Source organism: Pseudomonas sp. BF-R-24, assembly GCF_019947335.1.
Lineage (GTDB): Bacteria > Pseudomonadota > Gammaproteobacteria > Pseudomonadales > Pseudomonadaceae > Aquipseudomonas > Aquipseudomonas jessenii.
The window spans coordinates 54,708-79,529 of sequence record NZ_JAGYGG010000002.1 but is presented as its reverse complement, the minus strand read 5'-3'; the positions used below and the strand labels follow the sequence as shown (position 1 = coordinate 79,529).

The window sequence follows — 24,822 nt, the reverse complement described above, 5'->3', positions numbered from 1 at the left end:
AATACGCAAAAAGCCCCGCTATTTGCGGGGCTTTTTCAGGACACTTTGCAACGACGCTTAGATGTTGGCGTCGAGGAAGGCAGCCAGTTGCGACTTCGACAGTGCGCCGACCTTGGTCGCTTCAACGTTGCCGTTCTTGAACAGCATCAGGGTCGGGATACCGCGCACGCCGTGCTTGGCCGGGGTTTCCTGGTTTTCGTCGATGTTCAGCTTGGCAACGGTCAGCTTGCCTTTGTAAGTCTCGGCAATTTCGTCCAGAACCGGAGCGATCATTTTGCAAGGGCCGCACCATTCAGCCCAGTAGTCGACCAGTACAGCGCCTTCGGCCTTGAGTACGTCGGCCTCGAAGCTAGCGTCGCTAACGTGTTTGATAAGATCGCTGCTCATGGAATTCTCCAGGTTGTAAGCAAAAAAACGTGGCCCATCATAGCGGTCCTTCCCTCGTTCAGGAAGGTGCAGATGATTGAGTCTCGCTATGGTGATCCATGAGTTTGGGTATAGCTCAGGTCATGAAGTGGCGGGAGCGATGAACGCGATTCCGGTGCGCAACGCGGCGTTACGTACGTGCTCTTGCATGGCCTTTTGCGCGGCGCCAGACGCTCGGCGAGCCAGCGCACGAAGGATTTTGCGGTGTTCCTGCCAGGTTTCCATGGCCCGCTCGACCCGGATGAACGGTAGCTTCTGGCTTTCCAGGAAGATGTCGGCGCTGGCGGTCAGGATGCTCAGCATCGCCTGATTGCCGCTGGCCAGCAGGATGCGGCGGTGGAATTCGAAATCCAGGCGGGCCGCGGCTTCGAAGTCGCCGGACTTCAGCTCATTGCGCATGGCGGCGACATTGTCTTCCAGCGCATCGAGTTCGTCGGTGCTCAAGGTTACGGCCGCCAACCCCGCAGCAAAACCTTCCAGCGCATAGCGCAACTGAAAGATGTCCAACGGCGAAGCCTGCGCCGCGAACGGCCAGCCCGGCGCCGCATCGCCCCGCGGTAGCTCCACGGGCGATTGCACGAATACGCCTTTGCCCGGCTGGATACTGATGACCCCCAGCGCACTCAGCGATGACAACGCCTCGCGCAACGACGCCCGACTGACCCCCAATTGCACCGCCAGGTCCCGTTGCGAGGGCAAGGCATCCCCCGGCCCGAAGCCCTGTTCGGTAATCAGTTTGCGGATGGCTTGCAGCGCCACTTCAGGTACGGCGCGGGAGATCGAGTTCATGGTTTTCCAGACGAACCAGGCCAATGTGCGCTCAGTTGTAAAGCTATTCGCGACGCCCGGCAAGTCGTGCCCCATGGGGGTTCGGAGATTTTCACGGCTGCGCCATCGGGGTGCGAAAAGCAACCTGACTGTTCAGACCAGTAAGACCGTGCGACGCCAGCAAAACCGTGCCCTGGCGCCCTCAAAACCCCATGTTGGCATGGCCCATGCTCTGTCGATCCGCAGAAATCACTTCTTGCCGATCCGGAGATTTGCCATGACCCAGCGTTACAGCGCCCTCCTCGCAGCCTTGTTCACCAGCCTGATGCTGAGCCAGGCACCCGCCCACGCCGATGGTCTGGAGGATGTGGTCAAGCGCGGCGTCCTCAAGGTGGCCGTGCCCCAGGACTTCCCGCCATTCGGCTCGGTCGGCCCGGACATGAAACCCCGCGGCCTCGATATCGACACCGCGAAACTGCTGGCCGACCAACTCAAGGTCAAACTCGAACTGACGCCAGTCAACAGCACCAACCGCATCCCGTTCCTCACCACCGGCAAGGTCGACCTGGTGATCTCCAGCCTCGGCAAGAACCCGGAGCGCGAAAAAGTCATCGACTTCTCCCGCGCCTACGCGCCGTTCTACCTTGCCGTGTTCGGTCCGCCAGACGCCGACATCAAGGGCCTGGACGATCTCAAGGGCAAGACCATCAGCGTCACCCGTGGTGCCATCGAAGATATCGAGCTGACCAAGGTCGCCCCCGAAGGCGTGACCATCAAGCGTTTCGAAGACAACAACTCGACCATTGCCGCGTACCTGGCCGGGCAAGTCGACCTGATCGCCAGCGGCAACGTGGTGATGGTCGCCATCAGCGAGAAGAGCCCGAAACGCGTGCCGGCGCTGAAAGTGAAGCTCAAGGACTCACCGGTCTACGTCGGCGTGAACAAGAACGAGTCGGCGCTGCTGGACAAGGTCAACCAGATTCTGGTGACCGCCAAGAGCGACGGCGCGCTGGAAAAGAACGCCCTGACCTGGCTGAAAGAACCGCTGCCGGCCGATCTCTGATTCGGCGCGCTGGAGACGTTTTATGGCTTATCAGTTCGATTTCCTGCCGGTGGTGGACAACACCGATCTGTTGCTGCGCGGTGCGCTGTTCACCCTTGAGCTGACCGCCATCGGCGCTGTGCTCGGCGTGGGGCTGGGCATCGTCGGGGCGCTGGTGCGGGCGTGGAACATCCGGCCTTTCGCGGGGATTTTCGCGGTTTACGTCGAGTTGATCCGCAACACGCCATTTCTGGTGCAGTTGTTTTTCATCTTCTTCGGCTTGCCGTCCCTGGGCGTGCAGATTTCCGAATGGCAGGCGGCGGTGCTGGCGATGGTCATCAACCTCGGCGCCTATTCCACCGAGATCATCCGCGCCGGCATCCAGGCGATCCCTCGGGGTCAGCTGGAAGCCGCAGCGGCACTGGCGATGACGCGCTTCGAAGCGTTCCGTCATGTGGTGCTGCTGCCAGCACTGGGCAAAGTCTGGCCAGCCCTGAGCAGCCAGATCATCATCGTGATGCTCGGCTCGGCGGTGTGTTCGCAAATCGCGACGGAGGAGCTGAGCTTCGCCGCCAACTTCATTCAGTCGCGCAACTTCCGCGCCTTTGAAACCTACGCCCTGACCACACTGCTGTACCTGTGCATGGCGCTGCTGATCCGTCAGTTGCTGAACTGGCTTGGCCACCGCTTCATCGCAAGGAGCAGCCGATGAGCGACTTCACTTTCTGGGACATCGTGCGCAACCTGCTCACGGGCCTGCAATGGACGCTGGCGCTGTCGCTGGTGGCGTTCATTGGCGGCGGACTGATTGGCTTGCTGATCATGGTCATGCGCATCTCGAAAAAATCCCTGCCGCGCAGTTTCGCCCGCACTTACATCGAACTGTTTCAGGGCACACCGCTATTGATGCAGCTGTTCCTGGTGTTTTTCGGCGTGGCATTGGCCGGGATCGAGATTTCGCCGTGGATGGCCGCGGCGATTGCACTGACGTTGTTCACCAGTGCTTATCTGGCGGAGATCTGGCGCGGTTGCGTCGATTCGATTCCCAACGGTCAGTGGGAAGCCTCATCGAGCCTGGCGCTGAACCCGCTGGAACAATTGCGCTATGTGATCCTGCCCCAGGCCCTGCGCATCGCCGTGGCGCCGACAGTGGGGTTTTCGGTGCAAGTGGTCAAAGGCACCGCCGTCACCTCGATCATCGGCTTCACCGAGCTGACCAAGACCGGCGGCATGCTCGCCAACGCCACCTTCGAACCGTTCATGGTCTACGGCCTCGTCGCCCTCGGCTACTTCCTGCTCTGCTACCCCTTGTCGCTCAGTGCGCGATACCTGGAAAGGAGACTGCATGCCTCTGCTTAGAATTTCCGCCCTGCATAAATACTATGGCGATCACCATGTGCTCAAAGGCATCGACCTGAGCATCGAGGAAGGCCAGGTGGTGGCGATCATCGGCCGTAGTGGCTCGGGCAAGTCCACCTTGCTGCGCACCCTCAACGGCCTGGAGTCAATCAACGACGGAGTGATCGAAGTCGACGGCGAGTACCTCGACGCCGCCCGCGCCGACCTGCGCAGCCTGCGGCAGAAAGTCGGCATGGTGTTCCAACAGTTCAATCTGTTCCCGCACCTGACCGTGGGCGAAAACGTCATGCTCGCGCCGCAAGTGGTGCAAAAAGTGCCGAAAGCCAAGGCCGCCGAACTGGCGCGGCAGATGCTGGAAAGGGTCGGACTGGGGGAAAAGTTCGATGCATTCCCTGATCGGCTGTCGGGCGGGCAGCAACAGCGGGTAGCGATTGCCCGGGCACTGGCGATGTCGCCGAAGGTTTTGCTATGTGACGAAATCACCTCGGCACTGGACCCGGAACTGGTCAACGAAGTGCTGAGCGTGGTCCGGCAACTGACCAGGGAAGGCATGACGCTGATCATGGTCACCCACGAAATGCGCTTCGCCCGGGAGGTTGGGGATAAGTTGGTGTTCATGCACCAGGGCAAGGTGCATGAGGTTGGGGATCCGAAAGTACTGTTCGCCAACCCGCAGACGGCGGAGCTGGCGAATTTCATTGGGACCGTGGAGGCGACAGCCTGAAAGAGCTCAAGTGTCTGTGATGCCCTCTTCGCGAGCAGGCTCGCTCCCACAGGATGGCGAAATTCTTGTGGGAGCGAGCCTGCTCGCGATTGACCGCGCAGCGGTCACCGTCTTTGCTGTGCTGGATCAAGGCTTTGAACACTGCGCGTTGGCGCCAGCCGTTGATCGTGGCACGATGTCGAGGTTATCGACCGAGACCCCAGACCATGCCGCAATCCCAAGCCAAGAATCTGTCCCTGATCGCCGCAATCGACCTGGGCTCCAACAGTTTTCACATGGTCGTGGCCAAGGCCCAGAACGCTGAAATCCGCATTCTCGAGCGCCTCGGGGAGAAGGTTCAGCTGGCCGCCGGCATCGACGAAGAGCGCCATCTCAACGAAGAATCGATGCAACGCGGGCTCGATTGCCTCAAGCGTTTCGCCCAACTGATCAGCGGTATGCCCACCGGCGCCGTGCGAATCGTGGGCACCAACGCATTGCGTGAAGCCCGCAACCGCGCCGAATTCATCCGTCGCGCCGAAGAAATTCTCGGCCACCCGGTGGAAGTCATTTCCGGTCGTGAAGAAGCGCGCCTGATCTATCTCGGCGTGTCCCACACCCTCGCCGACACCCCGGGCAAGCGCCTGGTGGCCGACATCGGTGGCGGCAGTACCGAGTTCATCATTGGCCAGCGCTTCGAACCGCTGCTGCGCGAAAGCCTGCAGATGGGTTGCGTCAGCTACACCCAGCGCTATTTCAAGGACGGCAAGATCACCCCGGCCCGTTACGCCCAGGCGTACACGGCAGCACGGCTGGAGATCATGAGCATCGAGCATGCCCTGCATCGCCTGACCTGGGATGAAGCCATCGGCTCCTCGGGCACCATCCGCGCCATCGGCCTGGCGCTGAAGGCTGGCGGCTACGGCACCGGCGAGGTCAACGCCGAGGGCCTGGCCTGGCTCAAGCGCAAACTGATCAAGCTGGGCGACGTCGAAAAAATCGATTTCGAAGGTATCAAGCCGGATCGCCGGGCGATCTTTCCGGCGGGCCTGGCGATCCTCGAGGCGATCTTCGACTCCCTGGAACTGCAACGCATGGATCACTGCGAAGGTGCCCTGCGCGAAGGCGTGCTCTATGACCTGCTGGGCCGCCATCATCACGAAGACGTGCGCGAACGCACCCTCACTTCGCTGATGGAACGCTACCACGTCGACCAGGAACAGGCGGTACGGGTCGAGCGCAAGGCACTGCATGCGTTCGATCAGGTGGCCGAGGACTGGGATCTGGAAGACGGCGTCTGGCGCGAATTGCTCGGCTGGGCGGCCAAGGTCCATGAGGTGGGCCTGGACATCGCTCACTACCAGTACCACAAGCACGGCGCCTACCTGATCGAGCACTCGGACCTCGCCGGGTTCTCCCGCGAAGACCAGTTGATGCTCGCGCTGTTGGTACGCGGTCACCGACGCAACATTCCCAAGGACAAGTTCGCCGATTTCGGCGATGACGGCATCAAGCTGATTCGCCTGTGCGTACTGCTGCGCTTTGCGATCCTGTTCCACCACATCCGTGGCACCCAGCAAATGCCCCAGGTGGAACTGAATGCCAATGGCAATAGCCTGGAAGTGGTGTTCCCGGAGAACTGGCTGGACGAAAACCAGCTGACCCAGGCCGACTTCGAAATCGAAGCGCAATGGCTGACCCGGGTCGACATCGTGTTGAGCGCTCGCTGAAATTGAAAAAAGGCCTTCTTCGGAAGGCCTTTTTTTGTCTGCGATTCTGCAAACGCCACTATTCCCCTGTGGGAGCGAGCTTGCTCGCGATGGCGGATGGTCAATCAACACATCGTTGCCTGACACACCGTCATCGCGAGCAAGCTCGCTCCCACAGGTTGCAGTCGTTACCGGACGGCCAGGATCGGACTGCCCAAACGCTCCAGCAATGTCGCCTGGGCGCTGCGCGGGTTCTGGTTGCCGGTCGGAGTGTTACGGATGTAACGGCCGTCCGACTGCAGGCTCCAACTGTGGGTGTTATCGGTCAGATACAACTCCAGCTCTTTCTTGACCCGCATGATCAGCTTCTTGCCCTCCACCGGGAAGCAAGTCTCGACGCGCTTGTCGAGGTTGCGCTCCATCCAGTCGGCACTGGACAGGAACATCTGCTCGTCGCCACCGTTGAGGAAATAGAAGACCCGGGTGTGTTCCAGGAAGCGGCCGATGATCGAACGCACGTGGATGTTGTGGGAAACCCCGGCGATGCCCGGTCGCAGGCAGCACATGCCACGCACCACCAGATCGATACGCACGCCCGACTGGCTGGCCTTGTACAGTGCGCGGATGATCTTCGGATCGGTCAGCGAGTTGAACTTGGCAATGATGTGCGCCGGTTTGCCGTCGAGGGCGAACTGGGTTTCGCGGGCAATCATGTCGAGCATGCCCTTTTTCAGGGTGAACGGCGCATGCAGCAGTTTTTTCATGCGCAGCGTCTTACCCATGCCGATCAACTGACTGAACAGTTTGCCGACGTCTTCGCACAAGGCGTCGTCGGAGGTCAGCAGGCTGTAGTCGGTATACAGGCGGGCGTTGCCGGCGTGGTAGTTACCCGTACCGAGGTGCGCATAACGCACGATTTCACCCGCTTCGCGCCGCAAAATCAGCATCATCTTGGCGTGGGTCTTGAAGCCGACCACACCATAGATCACCACCGCACCGGCCGCTTGCAGACGGCTGGCCAGTTGCAGGTTGGACTCTTCGTCGAACCGTGCGCGCAGTTCGATCACCGCGGTGACCTCTTTGCCGTTACGCGCCGCATCCACCAGCGCATCGACGATTTCCGAGTTCGCGCCGGAGCGGTACAAGGTCTGGCGCACCGCCAGCACGTGCGGGTCCTTGGCGGCCTGGCGCAGCAGGTCGACCACCGGAGTGAACGACTCGAACGGGTGCAGCAACAGGATGTCCTGCTTGCTGATCACGCTGAAAATGTTCTCGCTGTTCTGCAGCAGTTTTGGAATCTGCGGGGTGAACGGCAGGTATTGCAGCTCGCGCTGGCTGTCCAGGCCGGTAATGCTGAACAGCCGCGTCAGGTTCACCGGACCGTTGACCTGATACAACTCCGTCTCGCTCAGGTTGAATTGCTTGAGCAGGTAGTCGGACAGGTGTTTCGGGCAGGTGTCGGCCACTTCCAGACGCACCGCATCGCCATAGCGACGGGAGAACAGTTCGCCGCGCAAGGCACGGGCCAGGTCTTCGACGTCTTCGGAGTCCAGCGCCAGGTCGGCGTTACGGGTCAGGCGGAACTGGTAGCAGCCCTTGACCTTCATCCCCTGGAACAGGTCATCGGCGTGGGCGTGGATCATCGACGACAGGAAGACATAGTTGTCGCCGGCGCCGCCGACTTCTTCCGGCACCTTGATGATGCGCGGCAACAGGCGTGGCGCCGGGATGATCGCCAGACCGGAATCGCGGCCAAAGGCGTCGATGCCTTCGAGCTCGACGATGAAGTTCAGGCTCTTGTTCACCAGCAACGGGAACGGGTGCGTCGGGTCGAGGCCGATCGGGGTGATGATCGGCGCGATCTCGTCACGGAAATAGCGACGGACCCAGGTCTTGAGCTTGGCCGTCCAGTTACGGCGACGGATGAAGCGGACCTGATGCTTTTCCAGTTCCGGCAACAGGATGTCGTTGAGGATCGCGTACTGGCGATCGACGTGACCATGGACCAGTTCGCTGATGCGGGCCAGGGCCTGATGCGGTTGCAGACCATCGGCGCCGGCCTGTTCACGGGCGAAGGTGATCTGCTTCTTGAGGCCGGCGACACGAATTTCGAAGAACTCGTCCAGGTTGCTGGAGAAGATCAACAGAAACTTCAGCCGCTCCAGCAATGGATAGGACTCGTCCAGCGCCTGCTCCAGCACGCGGATGTTGAACTGCAGTTGCGAGAGCTCGCGGTGGATGTACAGGCTGCTGTCATCCAGGCCGGGAATGGCCAGCGCTGGCGCCGGCGCTGTCACGGCGGTTTCGACGACCGCCGCGGGCGGAGCTGGCTCCAGCTCCGGCGGGGTCTCGTCGACTTGCTCCACCACAGGTTGAGCGTCTTTTACGGCAACTTCAGTGAGCACTTCGGTATTCATCGAATGTTCCTGGGAGGGCTATTTTTGCTCTCGTAACAATTGAGCGGCACGAACGGCGAAATACGTCAGGATGCCATCAGCCCCTGCACGTTTGAAAGCGGTCAGGGACTCGAGGATAACCCCTTCGCTCAACCAGCCATTCTGGATCGCCGCCATGTGCATGGCGTATTCGCCGCTGACTTGATAAACAAAAGTCGGCACTTTGAATTCTTCTTTTACCCGGCACAGGATGTCCAGGTACGGCATGCCTGGCTTGACCATGACCATGTCTGCACCTTCTGACAAGTCCGCCGCCACTTCGTGCAGGGCTTCGTTGCTGTTGGCCGGGTCCATCTGATAGGAGGCCTTGTTGGCCTTGCCCAGATTCAGCGCCGAACCGACGGCATCACGGAACGGGCCGTAATAGGCACTGGCGTACTTGGCCGAGTAGGCCATGATCCGCACATTGACGTGACCGGCCACTTCGAGAGCTTCGCGGATCGCCTGGATGCGACCGTCCATCATGTCCGATGGAGCCACGACCTGAGCGCCGGCTTCAGCGTGGGACAGGGCTTGCCTGACCAGTGCGTCGACGGTGATGTCGTTCTGCACGTAGCCTTCTTCATCAAGAATGCCGTCCTGGCCGTGGGTGGTGAACGGGTCCAGGGCAACGTCGGTGATCACGCCCAGCTCAGGGAATCGTGCACGCAGCGCACGGGTCGCGCGTTGGGCGATGCCTTCGGGGTTCCACGCCTCGGCGGCGTCCAGCGACTTGAGTTCCGCTGGTGTCACCGGGAACAGCGCCAGCGCCGGAATCCCCAACTCGACCCACTTGGCCGCTTCTTCCAGCAACAGGTCGATGGTCAGGCGTTCGACGCCCGGCATCGAAGCCACCGCTTCGCGACGGTTTTCGCCGTCCAGAACGAACACCGGCAGGATCAGGTCATCGACGGTCAGGACGTTTTCACGGACCAGACGACGCGAGAAGTCGTCACGACGATTGCGGCGCAGGCGGGTTGCTGGGAACAAACGGTTGGCGGGGGTAAAGCTCACGGCAGACTCCTGAGCCCGCAGGCGTGCGAGCGTGACAGTTATAAGCGGCCATTATGACGAACGTATTACAGTTGTGTGCACCCCTGTGACAGGTAGCCGCATTCCATTGTCGTTGTAGGAAATGTTCACGTCGAGACACATTTGGACACTTTCCTGAATGTGTCCGAAGGGTTAGGCTGCGCGTTCATTTCGCCAGCACCCAGACAATGCTCCAACAATTTCTGCATGACTTCGGCTATTTTGCCCTTTTTCTAGGCACGTTCTTCGAAGGCGAAACCATCCTGGTACTCGCGGGCTTCCTCGCGTTCCGTGGATACATGGACATCAACCTGGTGGTGGTCGTGGCCTTCTTCGGCAGCTATGCCGGCGACCAACTGTGGTATTTCCTGGGACGCAAACACGGCCGCAAACTGCTGGCGCGCAAACCCCGCTGGCAGATGATGGGTGACCGGGCGCTGGAACACATTCGCAAGCATCCGGACATCTGGGTATTGAGCTTCCGCTTCGTCTACGGTTTGCGCACGGTCATGCCGGTGGCCATCGGGCTGTCGGGCTATCCGCCGGGCCGTTACCTGCTGCTCAACGGCATTGGCGCAGCGATCTGGGCCACAGCCCTGGCGGCCGCCGCGTACCATTTCGGCACGGTGCTCGAAGGCATGCTCGGCAGTGTGAAGAAGTATGAACTCTGGGTGCTCGGTGCGCTGCTGGTCCTGGGCTTCGTGCTGTGGCTGCGTCGGCGCTTCAAGAATGCCCGCCTGGCCAAGCAGGTCTACGCCGACGAACAAGCCCTGAAGGCCGAACGAACCAAAGCCGAAGGCCCTACTACGCCAGCCGAGTGATGCGGTTTCTGCAACAGTAGAGACCGATGCCGCTCAACAGACTGTAACTGAACAGGCCGACCCAGCCCACGGCGCTGGCCGGCCACAGCCCCACCATCGGGGCCAGCCATACCAATGGCAGATTCGACGCCAGCCGCACCAGCTCCAGCTTCAACGCCCACGGGCGATTCTCCAGAGCCACGCCCAGCACAAACAGACCGAACGCCACCGCTCCCCAGCCCAACGCCAGGGCGACGACGGACAGCTTCGGCTCAAGATTCATCAAGTAACTGCCCAGCGCGATATAGACGCAGAACTGCAGGAGGACGTAGAGCTGCTGACGCCCGTCCAGCGCCACCTCGAATTTGCGAAACTGGCTCAGGTCCGGCTTGTTCATCGGGTATCTGGCAGCCACCTCCGCCGGGCGCCAGCCGGTGCGCATGAACCAGATCCGCAGCTTGTCCCAGGTGCTTTCGGCACGACGCGTATCTGCCCACAACTGCGCGTAGAACTGCACGTTCGCCCACACGGGGTTCCAGCTCGCCAGTGGCGTGGTCACGCCGAAGATCACCGGCTCGTTGTCGTCTTCTTCCTGGAACGAGCCGAACAGACGGTCCCAAATAATGAACACGCCGCCGTAGTTGCGATCCATGTAGAGAGCGTTCTGTGCATGGTGAGCCCGATGATTGGACGGCGTGACAAAGAACCATTCGAACCAGCCAAGCTTGGGAATGTGCCGCGTGTGCACCCAGAACTGGTACAGCAGGTTCAGCGCCGCGACGCTGACGAACACCAGCAGCGGCACGCCGGACACTGCCATCGGCAGATAGAAGATCCAGCCCAGCAGGAAGCCGGTACTGGACTGGCGCAAGGCCGTGGACAGGTTGTAGTCCTCGCTCTGGTGATGCACCGAATGGGCGGCCCAGAGGATGTTGCGCTCGTGACCCATGCGATGCAGCCAGTAGTAGCAGAAATCGTAGAAGACAAAGGCAAACACCCAGGTCCAGATGCTGTCGGCCGACAACTCGAACAACGCCAAGTGCTTGAGGGCAAAGGCGTAGGTCACCACCCCCACCCCCTTGGTCAACAGACCCGTAGTGGTCGACAGCACGCCGGTACTGATGCTGTTGATCGCGTCTGCCACCCGATAATTGCTCACCCCGCGCCAACGGTCGGCCAACAGCTCGGCGGCGATCAGCACAAAGAAAAACGGCACCGCATACAGAATGAAGTCCATGACGCGCCCTGATCGGAATCTTGAGGACAGATGCTATGTGCAGCCGTGAATTAACCCTATGGCAACGCGGGACAAATTAGTGGACATTTAACGCCATGAATCTGGAGAAAAGCCCATGAGCAAAAAAGTTGCAGTGATCCTTTCCGGTTGTGGCGTGTACGACGGCGCCGAGCTCCACGAGAGCGTCATCACCCTGCTGCGCCTGGACCAGCGCGGGGCCCAGGTGCAGTGTTTCGCACCTGACATCGCGCAGTTGCATGTGATCAACCACCTGACCGGCGAAGAAATGCCCGAATCGCGCAACGTGCTGGTGGAGTCGGCGCGGATTGCCCGGGGCAACATCAAGGATATCCGAGACGCGAACGTCGATGAGTTCGATGCGCTGATCGTGCCCGGCGGCTTCGGCTCGGCCAAGAACCTGTCCAGCTTCGCCATCGAAGGTGCCGCCTGCACCGTTCAACCGGATGTCCTGGCACTGACCGAAGCCTTTGCCGAGGCCGGCAAACCGGTGGGGTTGATGTGCATCTCCCCTGCCCTGGCGGCAAAGATCTACGGCCCTGGCGTCACCTGCACCATAGGCAACGACACCGACACGGCAGCTGCGATGAACAAGATGGGCGCGACCCATACCGATTGCGCGGTCAGTGACATCGTCGAGGACAAGGCGCGCAAACTGGTGAGCACACCGGCTTACATGCTGGCGCAATCGATCAGTGAAGCGGCTTCAGGCATCAACAAACTGGTAGACCGGGTACTGGAACTGACCCACGAAAACGACGCCTGACACACTATAGGAGAGAGCTTGCTGGCGATGGATGTGAGAGCGCCGCGTTCATCCAGTCAGCACTCGTCATCGTTGACGTCCATCGCGAGCAAGCTCGCTCCTACAGTTTGCGCGTCAGACGAGTGAGAATCCGGTCCAGCGCATTGGCAAACGCCTGCTTCTCACGGTCGCCAAACGGCGCTGGCCCTCCGCCCATTTGCCCCTGTTCGCGCAAATCGGTGAACAGGTTGCGAACCGCCAGCCGCTCGCCCATGTTCTGCGCATCAAACTCCTTGCCCCGTGGGTCGAGCGCTGCCACGCCCTTCTTCACCAGACGATCGGCCAGCGGCACATCGCTGCAGATCACCAGCTCACCAGGTACCGCGTGTTCCACCAGGTAGTCATCGGCCGCATCCGGGCCGCTCGGCACCACGATCAGCTTGACCAGTGCCAGCCCCGGTTTGGTCTGCGGTTGCCCGGCCACCAGCACCACTTCGAACTGGCGCTTGAGAGCGAACTTCACCACCAGATCCTTGGCTGCCCGAGGACAGGCGTCGGCATCGATCCACACACGCATTGAATTTTCCTCTGTTGAAAAGCATCGCGGGCAAGCCACGCTCCCACAGGTTAACGCGAAACCTGTGGGAGCGTGGCTTGCCCGCGAAAGTGAGCGAAGCGAATGCCGTTTAAGAAACCTGCACCCGCTGCCTCTCAACTACCCGGCTACGACCGTACAACACGACAATCGAAATGATCGCCACAGCCTGGGCGCTCAACGAATAGGCATCGGCATGGATCCCCAGCCATTCAAAGTCAAAGAACGGCACCGGCCGCGTACCGAAGATCCCGGCTTCCTGCAGCGCTTTCACGCCGTGCCCGGCAAACACCACCGACAAGGCGCACAAAAGACCGGCGTTGATGCTGAAGAACAACGCCAGCGGCAACTTCGCCGAACCGCGCAAAATCACCCAGGCCAGGCCGATCAGCAACACCAGCGCCGTGGCCCCACCGGCCAGCACCGCGTTGTGCCCCGCGGGACCTGCCTGCAACCACAGGGTTTCGTAGAACAGGATCACTTCGAACAGTTCGCGATACACCGAGAAGAACGCCAGGGTCGCAAAACCGAAACGCCCGCCACCGCCCACCAGGCTGGTCTTGATGTAATCCTGCCAGGCCGCGGCGTGACGACGGTCATGCATCCACACGCCCAGCCACAGCACCATGACGCTGGCAAACAACGCCGTCGCACCTTCCAGCAATTCGCGTTGGGAACCGCTGACATCAATCACATAGGCTGCCAGCGCCCAGGTGCCCAGCCCCGCCACAAACGCCAGGCCCCAGCCGACGTTAACGCTGCGCACCGCCGCCTGTTGATCCGTGTTACGCAGGAAAGCAAGGATCGCCGCCAGCACCAGAATCGCTTCCAGACCTTCGCGCAGCAGAATCAGCAGGCCGGAAATGTAACTCAGCGACCAGCTCAAACCCTCGTTGCCCAACAGGCCGGCCGATGCCTTCAACTTGTCCTTGGCCACGTCCAGGCGCTGCTCGACCTCGCTCACCGGCAAGCCGTCCTGCAACGACTGACGGTAGGCCATCAGGGATTTTTCAGTGTCTTTACGCACGTTGGCGTCAATGTTATCCAGCGAGCTCTCAACCAGCTCGAAGCCTTCCAGATACGCCGCTACCGATAAGTCATAAGCCTGATCATGCTCACCGGCACGATACGCCGCGATGCTCTTGTCCAAAGTGGCCGCGGTGTAGTCGAGCAGTTGCGCCGGACCACGCTTGACCTGCGGCGGTTGCGCTCGCTGGGCACGGAAGGTCGCGGCGGCTTGCAGGCCTTCGACGGCCTGTACTTCGGCCGGGGTCTGACGAGCGAGGTCGGCGATGTTGTAGGTCTTTTCAGCCTTGGCCGTCGCCGGGTCGACACTGAAGCTGGCGATATAGGTGGCCAGGTCCCAACGCTGACGATCATCCAGTTGATCGGCAAAGGCCGGCATGTCAGTCCCTTCGACCCCCAGGCCCAGGGTGCTGTAGACCGCGTAGAGGCTCAGTCGATCCAGTCGTGTGGTATCACGCAGATTGGATGGCGGCGGCGTCATGCCGACACCTGCCGGGCCGTCGCCGGCCCCTGTATCGCCATGGCAGACCGAGCAATGCTGAGCGTACAGCGGCGCACCACGCACCGGGTCCGGCGTAATGACCGGGGCCTGGCTGACTTCATAGGCCACGGCCAGCTTCGCACCCAGTTGCCGGGCCTGGCGCGCGACGTCGGCACCGTCCTGATGGGCGTCAATGGAATTTCCCAGCGCGGCCAGGCTTTGCTCCAGAGCGGCTTTTTCCGGCTTGGCCGGCATGGCTGCAATCAGACTTCCCAGCGTCTTGACCGAGTCTTGCTGCGCGCGAAATCCGGCCTGGTCCGTGATGCTGCCCACCTGCACCGTGTCCGGGTAATCCGCGCCGATGTAATCGAGCAAGTGCAGCGCCTGCGGCGCACCTTCGGCGGGAGCGGCCAGTAGCTGAAAACTGCACGCAGCCAACAGCGGCAGCAACAGCCAGGCCAGGAAACGGGAGGGGGCAGTCATGAATGAATCTCAATTGGAAATACGAAGTTACATATTGTTAACGCCAGACGGGTTTCGCTCAAGCTTTGTTGATATCTCTTCGTAATTGCATCAGTTTCGAGAGCGGCTCCTCCAAACAAAAAAGGCGACCTCCAGGGTCGCCTTTTTTGTATATCGCCGATTTACACAGCAGCTTTGCGCAACGTCGCCATGAACGCCGCCGCCCCAATGAACAGCCCGGCAAAGGTCCGGTTCATGCGCTTTTGCTGTTTCGGTGTGCGCAACAGACGCAGCACTTTGGACGCCAGACCGGTGTAGCCGGCCATGACGATCAGGTCGACGCAAACCATGGTCACACCGATTATCAGATACTGAATCAGCAGTGGCGCATGGGGGTCGATGAACTGCGGCAACACCGCCAGCATGAACACCAGCGCCTTGGGGTTGCTGATGTTCACCAGAAAACCACGGAACACCAGGGCCATCGGCTTGCCGATCTGGCGCAGCGCCGCGTCATCGCTCATATCGCTGGGCAGCGCACGCCATTGCTTGATCGCGAGGTAAACCAGATACGCCACGCCAAACCATTTGATGGCGTAGAAGGCCGTGGCCGACGCCGTGAGAATGGCGCCGACACCGGCGCCGACGATGGCGATCTGCAAAGCCAGGCCCAGTTGCAGGCCCAGGGCGTTCCAGTAGCCGCGCCAGAAACCGTATTGCAAGCCGCTGGACATCGACGCAATGGCGCCGGCACCGGGGGACAGGCTGATCACCCAGCAGGCGGCAAAAAACGCCAGCCATGTTTGAAGCTCCATTGCACACCTCGACTCAGACTCGTGACAGATGTCTAAGCTAATGCGGCTTTGATTGGATGACTACCGATTTTTTGCAGGACATGACGACTGCCGACCAGCGTGCTCGGCGTTATGACCCCTTCGCGAGCAAGCCCGCTCCCACACTGGATCTACGCTGCTCACAAAGTTTTGTGTCCACCGAAGAGCAAATGTGGGAGCGGGCTTGCTCGCGAAGGCAATCTATCAGACAGCAGAAGGCTTACTTTTCAAACCCGCTGGAAGGAAACACATCCGTCCCGCGCCAGCGTCGTACCGAACGCTGGAAGAACAAACTGTTGGGCACCTGCACCATGGCGCTGCCAGTGCCGAGTTCTTCGGCCTCGACCAGCGTGGTGTAAAGAAGATTGATCGCCACTACCCGGCCTTTGACGCCGGGCTTGTCGGTGGTGTCCACCAACTCGACTACGTCACCTATGCGAAACGGGCCGACGGTAAAGATCAGGATCGCGCACAGCAGGTTCGAGAGCACGCTCCACATGGCGAAAAACGCCACCGCCGCGACTGCGACGAAACCGGACAACGCGGTCCAGAGCACCGTGGCCGAAACACCGAGGCGCTCCAGCACGAAAATCAATGCACTGCCCATGATGAGCCAGCGCAGACCACCGCGCAGCGGCATCAGCAACTGCGGCGGAAACGGGTAGCGCTCGCCGAGACGGGTCAGGCATTTGGCGACGAAACGCTGGGCGATGTATCCGGCCAGCAGGATCAGCAGGATTTGTACGCCGAGCCAGATCGGCTCGACCCACACCGCCGGCAGCGGCAGCTTGAAGGCGTCCATCAGGACAGCTCCTCCAGCTCCGCCTGCATGTTTTCCAGCAACTCCAGGGCTTCCATCCAGGCTTCTTCCAGCTCCGCCTCACGCACCTTCAGCTTGGCCTGTTCGGCCAGCAGATCCCGCAATTCGTTCTTGCGCGCCGGCTCGTAGATGTCGCTGTCGCCGAGGCTGGCATCGATCTTCGCCAGCTTTTCGTGGAGCTTGCCGAGTTCGGCTTCAAGCTTGTCAGCTTCGCGCTTGTGCGGCGCCAGTTGCTGACGCAACGCAGCAGCGGCCTGACGCTGGGCTTTCTTGTCGGTCTTGTCCGGGTTGACCGGCGTGTTGCTGACCGGTGCGTTGCGCTGGCGATACTCCACCAGCCAGCGGGTGTAGTCCTCCAGGTCGCCGTCGAATTCCTCGACCTTGCCGTCCGCCACCAGATAGAAATTGTCGGTGGTGCTTTTGAGCAAGTGGCGATCGTGAGAGACCACCAATACCGCACCACTGAATTCCTGCAGGGCCATGGTCAGCGCCAGACGCATTTCCAGGTCCAGGTGGTTGGTCGGTTCGTCGAGCAGCAACAGGTTCGGTCGGTCCCAGGCGATCAAGGCCAACGCCAGGCGCGCCTTTTCGCCACCGGAGAAATTCAGTACCGGCTCGTCGATTCGCGCACCACGGAAGTCGAAACCGCCGAGGAAGTCGCGCAGGGTCTGCTCACGCTCGGTCGGTGCCAGGCGTTGCAGGTGCAGCAACGGGCTGGCCTTGGAGTCCAGCGAATCCAGCTGATGCTGGGCGAAGTAACCGACAACGGTGTTCTCGCCACGGGTCAAGCGGCCGGCCAATGGCGAGAGCTCACCGGCAAGGTTCTTGATCAGGGTCGATTTACCGGCGCCATTCGGGCCGAGCAGACCGATTCGCGCACCCGGGGTCAGTTGCAGCTTGACCTTCTCCAGCACGGCCTTGTCGCCGTAACCCAGGCGGGCATCGGACAGGTCGATCAGCGGGCTGGAAATCTTCTGCGATTCACGGAAGACAAAGTCGAACGGCGAATCGACGTGGGCAGCGGTCAGCTCTTCCATCCGCTCCAGTGCCTTGATCCGGCTCTGGGCCTGACGGGCCTTGGTAGCCTGGGCCTTGAAGCGGGCGATGTAGCTTTCCATGTGCGCACGTTGCACCTGCTGCTTCTCGTACGCCTGCTGTTGCTGGGCCAGGCGTTCGGCACGGGCACGCTCGAAAGCGCTGTAGCCACCGCGGTACAGGGTGATCTTGCGCTGATCGACGTGGGCCACGTGGTCGACCACGGCATCGAGGAAGTCCCGGTCGTGGGAAATCAGCATCAAAGTGCCGGGATAACTCTTGAGCCACTCTTCGAGCCAGATGATGGCGTCGAGGTCCAGGTGGTTGGTCGGTTCGTCGAGCAGCAGCAGGTCCGATGGGCACATCAAGGCCTGCGCCAGGTTCAGGCGCATCCGCCAGCCACCGGAGAAATCCCCGACCTGGCGATCCATCTGCTCGTTGGTGAATCCAAGTCCGGCCAGCAGCTTGCGCGCCCGGGCATCGGCGGTGTAACCGTCGGCGCTGTCGAGTTCTGAGTGCAGTCGGGCCTGAGCGGCACCGTCATGGGCCGCTTCGGCTGCCGCCAGGTCGCGTTGCACCTGGCGCAGGCGCAGGTCGCCATCGAGCACGTAGTCGACCGCCAGTCGTTCGAGGGTGTCGACCTCCTGGCGCATGTGGGCGATACGCCAGTCGGCCGGCAGGAAGCAATCACCCGAGTCCGGGTGCAGCTCACCCCGAAGCAAGGCGAACAGGCTCGATTTGCCGGCGCCGTTGGCACCGATGAGGCCGGCTTTCTGGCCGGCGTGCAGGGTCAGCTCGGCGTCTTCTAGCAGACGTTGCGGGCCACGCTGTAAAGTCAGGTTCTGAAGTCGAATCATAATGGCGGCGGAGTCTACCAGCTTCGCTCGCAACTGGCGCGAGTAGCACTATGTCCTCTGACCTGTGGAGCTTTTCCCTAAGTACTTATGCCCAGCCCGGCGTTGAACCCGCATGCCTGCAATTGCAGTCGGCGGGCATCAATGTGTGCTTGCTACTCTGCGGACTGTGGCTGGGAGAACGTGGCGTCGCCTTTAACGAACACCGATTGCAGCAACTGCGTAGCGTGGCCGAGCCATGGGACGCAGACGTGGTGCGACCGCTGCGAGCCTTGCGGGTGAATTGGAAGGTCGTTGCCGCCGACGACGGCGAACTGAATGCTTTGCGCGAGCAAGTGAAAGCACTCGAACTGGAAGCCGAGCGACATCTGTTGGTACGACTGGAACGAACGGCGTTGAGTTGGCCGCAAGGTGAGGCGACCGATCTATCGGCCTGGCTCAATGGTGTGGCGGCAGGCGCCGCCCACCTGGACCGCGACGCGCTGCATCAGCTGCGCGTCGCGGTAACCGGCACTTAGGAAGCGCTGGTTGGGGTGGTTGCTGCGATCGATGCGGCGGCCGGCGTTGGCGCTGGCGTGCCTGTCGAGGTGGCTGCTGCTAAAGCAGACGGTGCACCCGGAGCCGGATTGGCTGGCTTGGCAACTGGCGCGGCGGCCGGCTTGGCGGCAACAGGTTTCACTGCTGGTTTTGCAGCTGGCTTCGCCGCCGCTGGCTTGGCAGCGGGCTTGGCGGTGGCCGGTTTGGCAGCAGCGGCTGGTTTAGCCGCAGCAGGTTTGGCTGCCGGTTTAGCGGCTGGTTTAGCGGCCGGCTTGGCCGCTGCTTTTACAGCGGGTTTGGCCGCAGGTTTGGCCGCAGGTTTTGCAGCAGGTTTTGCAGCGGTTTTAGCCGCGACAGATTTGGCGGCCGGCTTCGCAGCAGGTTTCGCTGCTGCAGTTTTGGTTGCTGGTTTTGCTGCGGGTTTAGCGGCTGGTTTTGCAGCCGGTTTAGCGGCGGCGGTTTTAGCCACGGCTGGCTTGGCAGCAGCGGCTCTTGCAGCGGTAGGTCGTGCGGCGGCTGGTTTGGCAGCCGTGGTTTTAGCCGCAGGTTTTGCAGCGCTGGCAGCAACCGGTTTTCTCGCAGCCGGTTTGGCTGCAGGTTTGGCTGCGGCAGCTTTAGCTGCTGGCTTGGCAGCTGCAGGTTTTGCGGCAGGTTTGGCCGGTGCTTTTGCAGCAGCCGGTTTGGCAGCGGCTTTCTTCACAGGTGCCGCAGCAGGCTTGGCCGCACGCAAGGACAACACCTTGCCGACAGCCTCTTGTACACGACCGACGCCCTGGGCCAGTTTCAGGCTTTCCTGAGCATCGCGCTTGAGTTGCAGAATGTAGCCGCGGGTTTCCGATTGACGATCCTTGAGGGCATCGAGCAGCTCCTCAAGATCGGCCACTGCGCCCTTGGCCTTGGCTTGTGCCTTGGCTTTTCCGGCCGCCGCAGCGTCCTGCAATTTGGTGCGGGATTTGTGCAGTTTTTCTTGCGCTTTTCCGCGCTGCTTTTCCAGCTTGGCGAGCAGTTTTTCAGCATCAGCCAAGGCTTCGGAACAAGCGGTTTCCAGATGCTCGAGCAGGCTGCTCGAGAGTTGTTGGAGCAAGTGCAACGGAGTGTTTACTGGCTTCTTGGTGGCCGACATGGTTTACCTCCTGGCTGAAGTGAGTGCGGCTCATACTAGACCTCTGCTGCAACCGCCGCTAGGGCATGTTGACACTATCGAAAGCGCTGTGTTGCAAAGGATTGAAAAACTTCTGCCTCGGCGCAAAAGCAGTTCACCGTTGCGCGCATTCTCACTGGCATAATCGCCCGCAATTCAGGTCGGAGAGTGCTCATGTCGCGCTACCTTTTTTTATCGCTGTGCGTGTTTTTTTCGGTGGCCCAGGCCGGCGAAACAACGCAGGAAAATGAAGCCCACGATCTCGCTTACAGCCTCGGTGCAAGCCTTGGCGAACGCTTGCGCCAGGAGGTTCCCGACCTGCAACTCCAGGCATTGGTCGAAGGATTGCAGCAAGCCTATCAGGGCAAACCGCTGGCGCTGAAGGACGAGCAGATCCAACAGATACTGACCGAGCATGAAGCCCGCATCGCCATGCAGTCCGACGAGCCGCAAAGCGAAATGGCACTGGAAAAAGAACAGCGTTTTCTCACCACAGAAAAAGCCAGGCCCGGCGTGCGCGAACTGGCTGATGGCGTGTTGCTGACCGAGTTGACGCCAGGTACCGGCGCCAAGGCCGGACCGAACGGCAAGGTGCAGGTGCTGTATATCGGTCGATTGCCCGACGGCACTGTGTTCGATCAGAACAGTCAGCCACAGTGGTTCAGTCTCGACAGCGTGATCGCCGGATGGCGCAGTGCACTGCAAAACATGCCGGTCGGGGCGAAATGGCGACTGGTGATTCCATCGGCTCAGGCCTATGGCGCCGACGGTGCCGGTGACGTGATCGCACCATTCACACCACTGGTGTTCGAAGTCGAACTGCGCGGTGCCACCAGCTGACGATGCAAACGAAAAACGGCGTGCCTTGGCACGCCGTTTCGGGATCTTGCAGGAAGTGCTTCAGGCCTGAACCGAGTCGGCTTCCTTGTGGGCAGTGTGCAGCACTTCGATCAGGCAGTCTTCGAGTTCAAAGCGCTCATGCAACAGTCCGCCGAGTGTCTTGAACTCTTCGGCGACACACTTACCTGCGTCACACAGGTCATTGAAGGCGAGCAGCTTTTCGGTGATGACGTCGATACGCGGGTAGATGGTCTCGGCGAGCTCCAGGCCACGCTTGTCGTTGAAGGCCTTGGCCTCCCCCGTCAGCTGCTCGTAGATCTCGAAGTGCCCGGCCGATACATAATCGACCAGCACGCCGCAGAATTCCTGCAAGGGCTTGCGGTTCTCACCCAGCGCCTCAGGCTTTGCGCCGAGAGCGTCATAGGCCCCGATCAGTTCGTGTCGTTCCTGCAACCAGCGATCGATCAGCAGGTGCACTCCGCCCCAGCGTTCCTGAGCATTCTGACAACTTTCGAGCATGGTGATCTCTCTTCCCTTGTGGGTCAGCTGCTCTATGCCCGCTCGCCTCTTGTAACGTCGGTGGGCGGTCAGGCAGAGCGTCATCGAGCAACATAATTCCAATGACACGTGCGGGCCAGATTATGCCCGCACGACACTGGCTTCAAGGTACGCAGGCGATAAAGTTCATACAAGTGTTTAATCACCCGCAAAGGCCCGGTGCGACGACTCGCCGCTGAGTGGTCGCTGATAGCCGGTCCAGACCAGTCGCAGCGACTGGTAAACGGCCAGAATCATCATCGCGACGAAGAGCAGCAGGCTCCACTCGGTGAGACTCAGATCGAACAGCGTCCAGGAAATTTCCACACAATCGGCAGCGCCCTTGAACATTTTCAGTACGACTGAAAGCCACGGAGAATTGGCCAACAGGTCCGCCAGATGAGTCGAGCACGCCGCTACCTGTTCCGCTGGAAGGCTTTGCAGCAGGACCTGTCGCCATGCAGTGACAGTGCCGGCCAGGCTGCAACAAAGACTGAATAGCCAATAGAGAACGTTTCCAATGCGACCGGGGCCATGGACCGAAGCCATCAGGCAGACGCCGGTAAGGAGCGCCAGGCAAAACCGCTGCACAAGACACAAGCCACAAGGCCGCAGGCCGACTGCATATTCCAGGTAGTAGGAAACACCCATCGCCAGGGCACCCGCAATGAAAGCCATGAAAAACAAGGAGCGTGAGCAGGCCAAAGACATGGCTTTTCCGTAAAAGTAGTGACAGACCATTACGGTAGAGGAAAGCGCGACAGCCTTTCAAGGCAAGTGCCCACAGAGACTTCAGCGCAGGTGTAGGGAAATCCCGACGCAGGCGAGAGGATAAAATGTAGTTCTCTGTAGGACTTTGTCTGCGATGAGATTTCGCGACTGAATTTCAACTAATCATCGCACTGCGGCGAGGGTGATTGCTCCCTCGTCGCAGGTCATCGCTCAGGCGCCGGAGCCCGGTGCCTGCGAGTGGGTCAAGCGCCGACTGGCGTTGGCAGAGGGGCCGCGAGCAAGCGCTCATCCAACAACCCCAGGCCTTCCTGAAACAGCTGGTTGCTGCGCTCGGCATCGCCCATTTGTGCCAGCAAGCGTGCCAGCTCGGCACAGGCTTCCGGATTGCGCTGTACACGCAGGCTGCTTTCCAGATAGTCCCGGGCCTTGCCCCACAAACTGTTTTGCAGGCATAGACGACCCAGTGTCAGCAGCAGGCCCGGATCGGCCGGATGGTCCTTGAGCCAGCCTTCGGCGGCCTGCAGCTGGCGGGCCGGATCATTGCCGCGAACCAGTCCGTAGAGACGTGCCAGATGACTGTCGTAGCTGCGCTTGAGCGCGGTGCGCAGCACTTCTTCGGCCTCGACCTGAGCCCCCAGTTGCCGCAACTGCTCGGCATACGCCAGCACCAGTTGCGGCTCCTGACGCTGTGCCGAAGTCAGTTGTTGCCAGGCACGCTCCAGCGATTGCTTCCCCACTGTTCCGTCTTCTTCCCGTTGCGCCGCCAGGGACAGGTTCGCCCCCCAGGCCCGACGCTCCAGCTCGGCGAGCTCCGCCGCCGGCAGGATTTTGTCCTTACGCAGCTCCGGCAGCAGGCGAATCACTGCCGACCAGTCACCACGCTGCTGAAGCAGGCGCTGCAATTGACGCAGGGTCTGTGCGTTATGAGGATGGCGTTCACGCATGGCTTGCAGGGTGGCCAGGGCGCCTGCGGTATCACCGCGATCGGTCTGTAACTGGGCGTGGCTCAAGGCGATCGCCAACTCGGCCTGGGGCTGACGTTCGAGGGCGCGCTCCAGCAAGTTGTCGCTTTCTTCGTGATTGCCGAGTTCGTTCGCGGCACGGGCAGCGCCGAGGTAGTAAAGCAGCGGCTGACGCTCGGCTTCGGCAGCCCGATGCAAGTGACGTTGCGCGCTGGCCCAGCGACCCTCGGCCAGGTCCAGCTGACCGTGCTCGATCGCCACCTGCACTCGACGGCTGCGGTTACGCCGTGACCACGGATTGACCACGCCACTGGAAGCCATCACCAGTTCGACCAGCGACCTGATGCCCCAGATCACCAGCCAGAGCACAGCCACCAGCGCCAAAGTAGCCCACAGGCTCGACTCATAACGGAAGGTCTTGTAGGCAATCAGCACGTAGCCGGAATGCTCGGCAATCGCCAGCCCCAGCGCAGCGGCAGCGGCGATCACGAGGAACACGATCACATAGAGGCGTCTCATGGCGTGGCCTCCGGCGCGGCGCTCGCGGCAGGCCTGGCCAGTGGCTTGACCGAATCCTCGGCGTTGACGTTGCGCCGCTCCAGGTACCCCTGCACCGCGCTCAGGGTGCCGGTCATATCCGGCGTGACGACGGTGACAGGTTGCACGCTCAACTCGGCCACCTGTTCAAGCATGACTTTGCTTTGTGCGTTGTCCGGATTGAAGTTGCCCTTGAGGATGTCCCGCGCCTCGTCCAGCACTTGGGAGTAAACCGCCGGCTGGCCATTGAGTGCGGCCCACTGTGCCTGCTCCAGCGCCAGGCTCAGGGCCAGGCGTACCTGGCTCAGGCTCTGGCCGGCCAGCAATGGGCGAACGTTCTTGTCGGCATTGAAGTCGATGCGGATGTAGCGCGAAATCTGATCCCACCATTGCGCCCAGCGACTGGCACCGTCGCCATCGGCAGTCAGGCCCAGCAGCGAATCGCCACGGTCCTTGTACTCCGGTGCCAGCTCGGTGAGGCTGGCCACTTGATCGCGCAGCGCGCCCAGACGCAGAAACAGCCCGGTGCGATCCGGTTGTTCGGTGCTGCGCAAGGCGATCAGGGTCTTGGCCACCTGCTCGCGAGCGGCAAAGGAGCCCGGATCGTTTTGCTCACGCAGTATCTCGTCGGCACCCTGGACCAGTGCCTGGGCACTGCTGATGTCCTGCAAGGCGGACAGTCGCAGGCTGGCCAGACGCAGCAGGTGCTCGGCCTCGGCCAGACGCCAGTCTTTGCGGCTGGCACCGAGAACGGTTTCCAGCCGTTGGTTCAACCGCTGCTGATCACCTTGCAGCTGAATCACCAGACGACTGCGTGCTTCCAGTTCATCGGCTGGAGGCAATTGCGCCAAGCGTGCGCTCAGGCGCTCCTCATTGAGTTTGAGGTTTTGCGCCTGGTCATTCAGCGCCTGCACCTGGCTCAGTTGCTGCTGATTATTGGCCTGCAGGTGACGCACCTGCCAGACACCCCAACCGCCTACCGCTACACCGGCCGCGCCCAACAGCAGCGCGATGATTGCCAGACCATTGCCTCGACGCTGCTCGGCAGCAGGTGGCGGCGGCGGCATTTCATCAACAGGTGCATCAACAGGTGCATCAAGCACCGGTCGCGAGTCATCTTTAGGCAAGGCTGTTTCGCTCACGTATCCATCCTTTG

At 61.0% G+C, this 24,822-nt stretch carries 24 protein-coding genes; 9 read left to right on the top strand and 15 right to left on the bottom strand.

Going from position 1 to position 24,822, the window contains the following annotated elements; translation table 11 throughout:
* Positions 1-57: 57 nt before the first annotated feature.
* Positions 58-387, bottom strand: coding sequence for a thioredoxin TrxA (trxA, locus tag KGA98_RS01915; protein ID WP_003206727.1), 330 nt, complete (start codon positions 385-387; stop codon positions 58-60).
* Positions 388-507: 120 nt separating this feature from the next.
* Positions 508-1,215, bottom strand: coding sequence for a FadR/GntR family transcriptional regulator (locus tag KGA98_RS01910; protein ID WP_154909838.1), 708 nt, complete (start codon positions 1,213-1,215; stop codon positions 508-510).
* A 256-nt stretch (positions 1,216-1,471) separates the two neighbouring features.
* Here KGA98_RS01910 and KGA98_RS01905 point away from each other — a divergent pair, with 256 nt between their 5' ends.
* The 5 genes from KGA98_RS01905 (at position 1,472) to ppx (ending at position 6,028) form a co-directional block, all read left to right on the top strand.
* The gene (locus KGA98_RS01905) at positions 1,472-2,257 is read left to right on the top strand and encodes a transporter substrate-binding domain-containing protein (RefSeq protein ID WP_223500628.1); all 786 of its coding nucleotides are present in this window, start codon (positions 1,472-1,474) and stop codon (positions 2,255-2,257) included.
* 22 nt (positions 2,258-2,279) lie between these two features.
* On the top strand, positions 2,280-2,948 hold the full coding sequence (locus KGA98_RS01900) for an amino acid ABC transporter permease (protein ID WP_223500626.1): 669 nt from the start codon (positions 2,280-2,282) through the stop codon (positions 2,946-2,948).
* On the top strand, positions 2,945-3,595 hold the full coding sequence (locus KGA98_RS01895; protein WP_150701863.1) for an amino acid ABC transporter permease: 651 nt from the start codon (positions 2,945-2,947) through the stop codon (positions 3,593-3,595). The genes KGA98_RS01900 and KGA98_RS01895 overlap by 4 nt, the downstream gene beginning before the upstream one ends.
* Entirely contained in the window at positions 3,582-4,319 is a 738-nt protein-coding gene (locus KGA98_RS01890; RefSeq protein ID WP_223500624.1) for an amino acid ABC transporter ATP-binding protein, read from the top strand. The genes KGA98_RS01895 and KGA98_RS01890 overlap by 14 nt, the downstream gene beginning before the upstream one ends.
* A gap of 206 nt (positions 4,320-4,525) precedes the next feature.
* Positions 4,526-6,028, top strand: coding sequence for an exopolyphosphatase (gene ppx / locus KGA98_RS01885; protein ID WP_223500622.1), 1,503 nt, complete (start codon positions 4,526-4,528; stop codon positions 6,026-6,028).
* A gap of 167 nt (positions 6,029-6,195) precedes the next feature.
* Here the strand turns inward: ppx and ppk1 are convergent, their stop codons facing one another.
* The gene (gene ppk1 / locus KGA98_RS01880) at positions 6,196-8,424 is read right to left on the bottom strand and encodes a polyphosphate kinase 1 (protein ID WP_150813728.1); all 2,229 of its coding nucleotides are present in this window, start codon (positions 8,422-8,424) and stop codon (positions 6,196-6,198) included.
* 18 nt (positions 8,425-8,442) lie between these two features.
* Positions 8,443-9,456 (bottom strand): porphobilinogen synthase, encoded by a 1,014-nt coding sequence (gene hemB / locus KGA98_RS01875; RefSeq protein ID WP_046039035.1) that lies wholly within the window; start codon positions 9,454-9,456, stop codon positions 8,443-8,445.
* A 206-nt stretch (positions 9,457-9,662) separates the two neighbouring features.
* Between hemB and KGA98_RS01870 the strand changes: the two genes are divergently transcribed.
* On the top strand, positions 9,663-10,295 hold the full coding sequence (locus tag KGA98_RS01870) for a DedA family protein (RefSeq protein ID WP_223500620.1): 633 nt from the start codon (positions 9,663-9,665) through the stop codon (positions 10,293-10,295).
* Here KGA98_RS01870 and KGA98_RS01865 read toward each other — a convergent pair.
* Positions 10,279-11,511, bottom strand: coding sequence for a sterol desaturase family protein (locus KGA98_RS01865; RefSeq protein WP_223500613.1), 1,233 nt, complete (start codon positions 11,509-11,511; stop codon positions 10,279-10,281). The two genes, KGA98_RS01870 and KGA98_RS01865, sit on opposite strands and share 17 nt — an antisense overlap.
* A 115-nt stretch (positions 11,512-11,626) precedes the next feature.
* Here KGA98_RS01865 and elbB point away from each other — a divergent pair, with 115 nt between their 5' ends.
* A complete protein-coding gene (gene elbB, locus KGA98_RS01860; protein ID WP_057712804.1) occupies positions 11,627-12,295 on the top strand; it encodes an isoprenoid biosynthesis glyoxalase ElbB in 669 nt (222 codons plus the stop codon).
* Between the two features lie 100 nt (positions 12,296-12,395).
* Here elbB and KGA98_RS01855 read toward each other — a convergent pair whose 3' ends face one another.
* The 5 genes from KGA98_RS01855 to KGA98_RS01835 form a co-directional block, all read right to left on the bottom strand.
* Positions 12,396-12,851: a YaiI/YqxD family protein gene (locus KGA98_RS01855; RefSeq protein ID WP_223500611.1), complete on the bottom strand. Its 456-nt coding sequence runs from the start codon at positions 12,849-12,851 to the stop codon at positions 12,396-12,398.
* Between the two features lie 109 nt (positions 12,852-12,960).
* Positions 12,961-14,859, bottom strand: coding sequence for a cytochrome c/FTR1 family iron permease (locus KGA98_RS01850; protein WP_223500609.1), 1,899 nt, complete (start codon positions 14,857-14,859; stop codon positions 12,961-12,963).
* 161 nt (positions 14,860-15,020) lie between these two features.
* Positions 15,021-15,653, bottom strand: coding sequence for a homoserine/homoserine lactone efflux protein (gene rhtB / locus KGA98_RS01845; RefSeq protein WP_057712801.1), 633 nt, complete (start codon positions 15,651-15,653; stop codon positions 15,021-15,023).
* 238 nt (positions 15,654-15,891) lie between these two features.
* On the bottom strand, positions 15,892-16,473 hold the full coding sequence (locus tag KGA98_RS01840) for a mechanosensitive ion channel family protein (RefSeq protein WP_223500601.1): 582 nt from the start codon (positions 16,471-16,473) through the stop codon (positions 15,892-15,894).
* A complete protein-coding gene (locus tag KGA98_RS01835; RefSeq protein WP_090452095.1) occupies positions 16,473-18,383 on the bottom strand; it encodes an ATP-binding cassette domain-containing protein in 1,911 nt (636 codons plus the stop codon). The genes KGA98_RS01840 and KGA98_RS01835 overlap by 1 nt, the downstream gene beginning before the upstream one ends.
* Positions 18,384-18,433: 50 nt before the next feature.
* On the opposite strand from KGA98_RS01835, the gene KGA98_RS01830 reads away from it, so the two are divergent.
* Positions 18,434-18,898, top strand: coding sequence for a TIGR02444 family protein (locus tag KGA98_RS01830; protein ID WP_150814553.1), 465 nt, complete (start codon positions 18,434-18,436; stop codon positions 18,896-18,898).
* Here the strand turns inward: KGA98_RS01830 and KGA98_RS01825 are convergent.
* Positions 18,895-20,040, bottom strand: a complete 1,146-nt coding sequence (locus KGA98_RS01825; protein ID WP_223500598.1) for an AlgP family protein — start codon at positions 20,038-20,040, stop codon at positions 18,895-18,897. The two genes, KGA98_RS01830 and KGA98_RS01825, sit on opposite strands and share 4 nt — an antisense overlap.
* 192 nt (positions 20,041-20,232) lie before the next feature.
* Between KGA98_RS01825 and KGA98_RS01820 the strand changes: the two genes are divergently transcribed.
* Positions 20,233-20,898, top strand: a complete 666-nt coding sequence (locus tag KGA98_RS01820) for an FKBP-type peptidyl-prolyl cis-trans isomerase (RefSeq protein WP_223500596.1) — start codon at positions 20,233-20,235, stop codon at positions 20,896-20,898.
* 60 nt (positions 20,899-20,958) lie between these two features.
* Here the strand turns inward: KGA98_RS01820 and KGA98_RS01815 are convergent, their stop codons facing one another.
* The 4 genes from KGA98_RS01815 to KGA98_RS01800 form a co-directional block, all read right to left on the bottom strand.
* Positions 20,959-21,417, bottom strand: a complete 459-nt coding sequence (locus KGA98_RS01815; RefSeq protein WP_057712794.1) for an Rsd/AlgQ family anti-sigma factor — start codon at positions 21,415-21,417, stop codon at positions 20,959-20,961.
* 177 nt (positions 21,418-21,594) lie between these two features.
* On the bottom strand, positions 21,595-22,146 hold the full coding sequence (locus tag KGA98_RS01810) for a disulfide bond formation protein B (RefSeq protein WP_223500594.1): 552 nt from the start codon (positions 22,144-22,146) through the stop codon (positions 21,595-21,597).
* A 263-nt stretch (positions 22,147-22,409) separates the two neighbouring features.
* Positions 22,410-23,648 carry a heme biosynthesis protein HemY gene (locus KGA98_RS01805; protein ID WP_090452105.1) on the bottom strand — a complete coding sequence of 413 codons (1,239 nt, stop codon included), beginning with the start codon at positions 23,646-23,648 and terminating at the stop codon, positions 22,410-22,412.
* Positions 23,645-24,808 (bottom strand): uroporphyrinogen-III C-methyltransferase, encoded by a 1,164-nt coding sequence (locus KGA98_RS01800; RefSeq protein WP_223500592.1) that lies wholly within the window; start codon positions 24,806-24,808, stop codon positions 23,645-23,647. The genes KGA98_RS01805 and KGA98_RS01800 overlap by 4 nt, the downstream gene beginning before the upstream one ends.
* Positions 24,809-24,822: the final 14 nt, after the last annotated feature.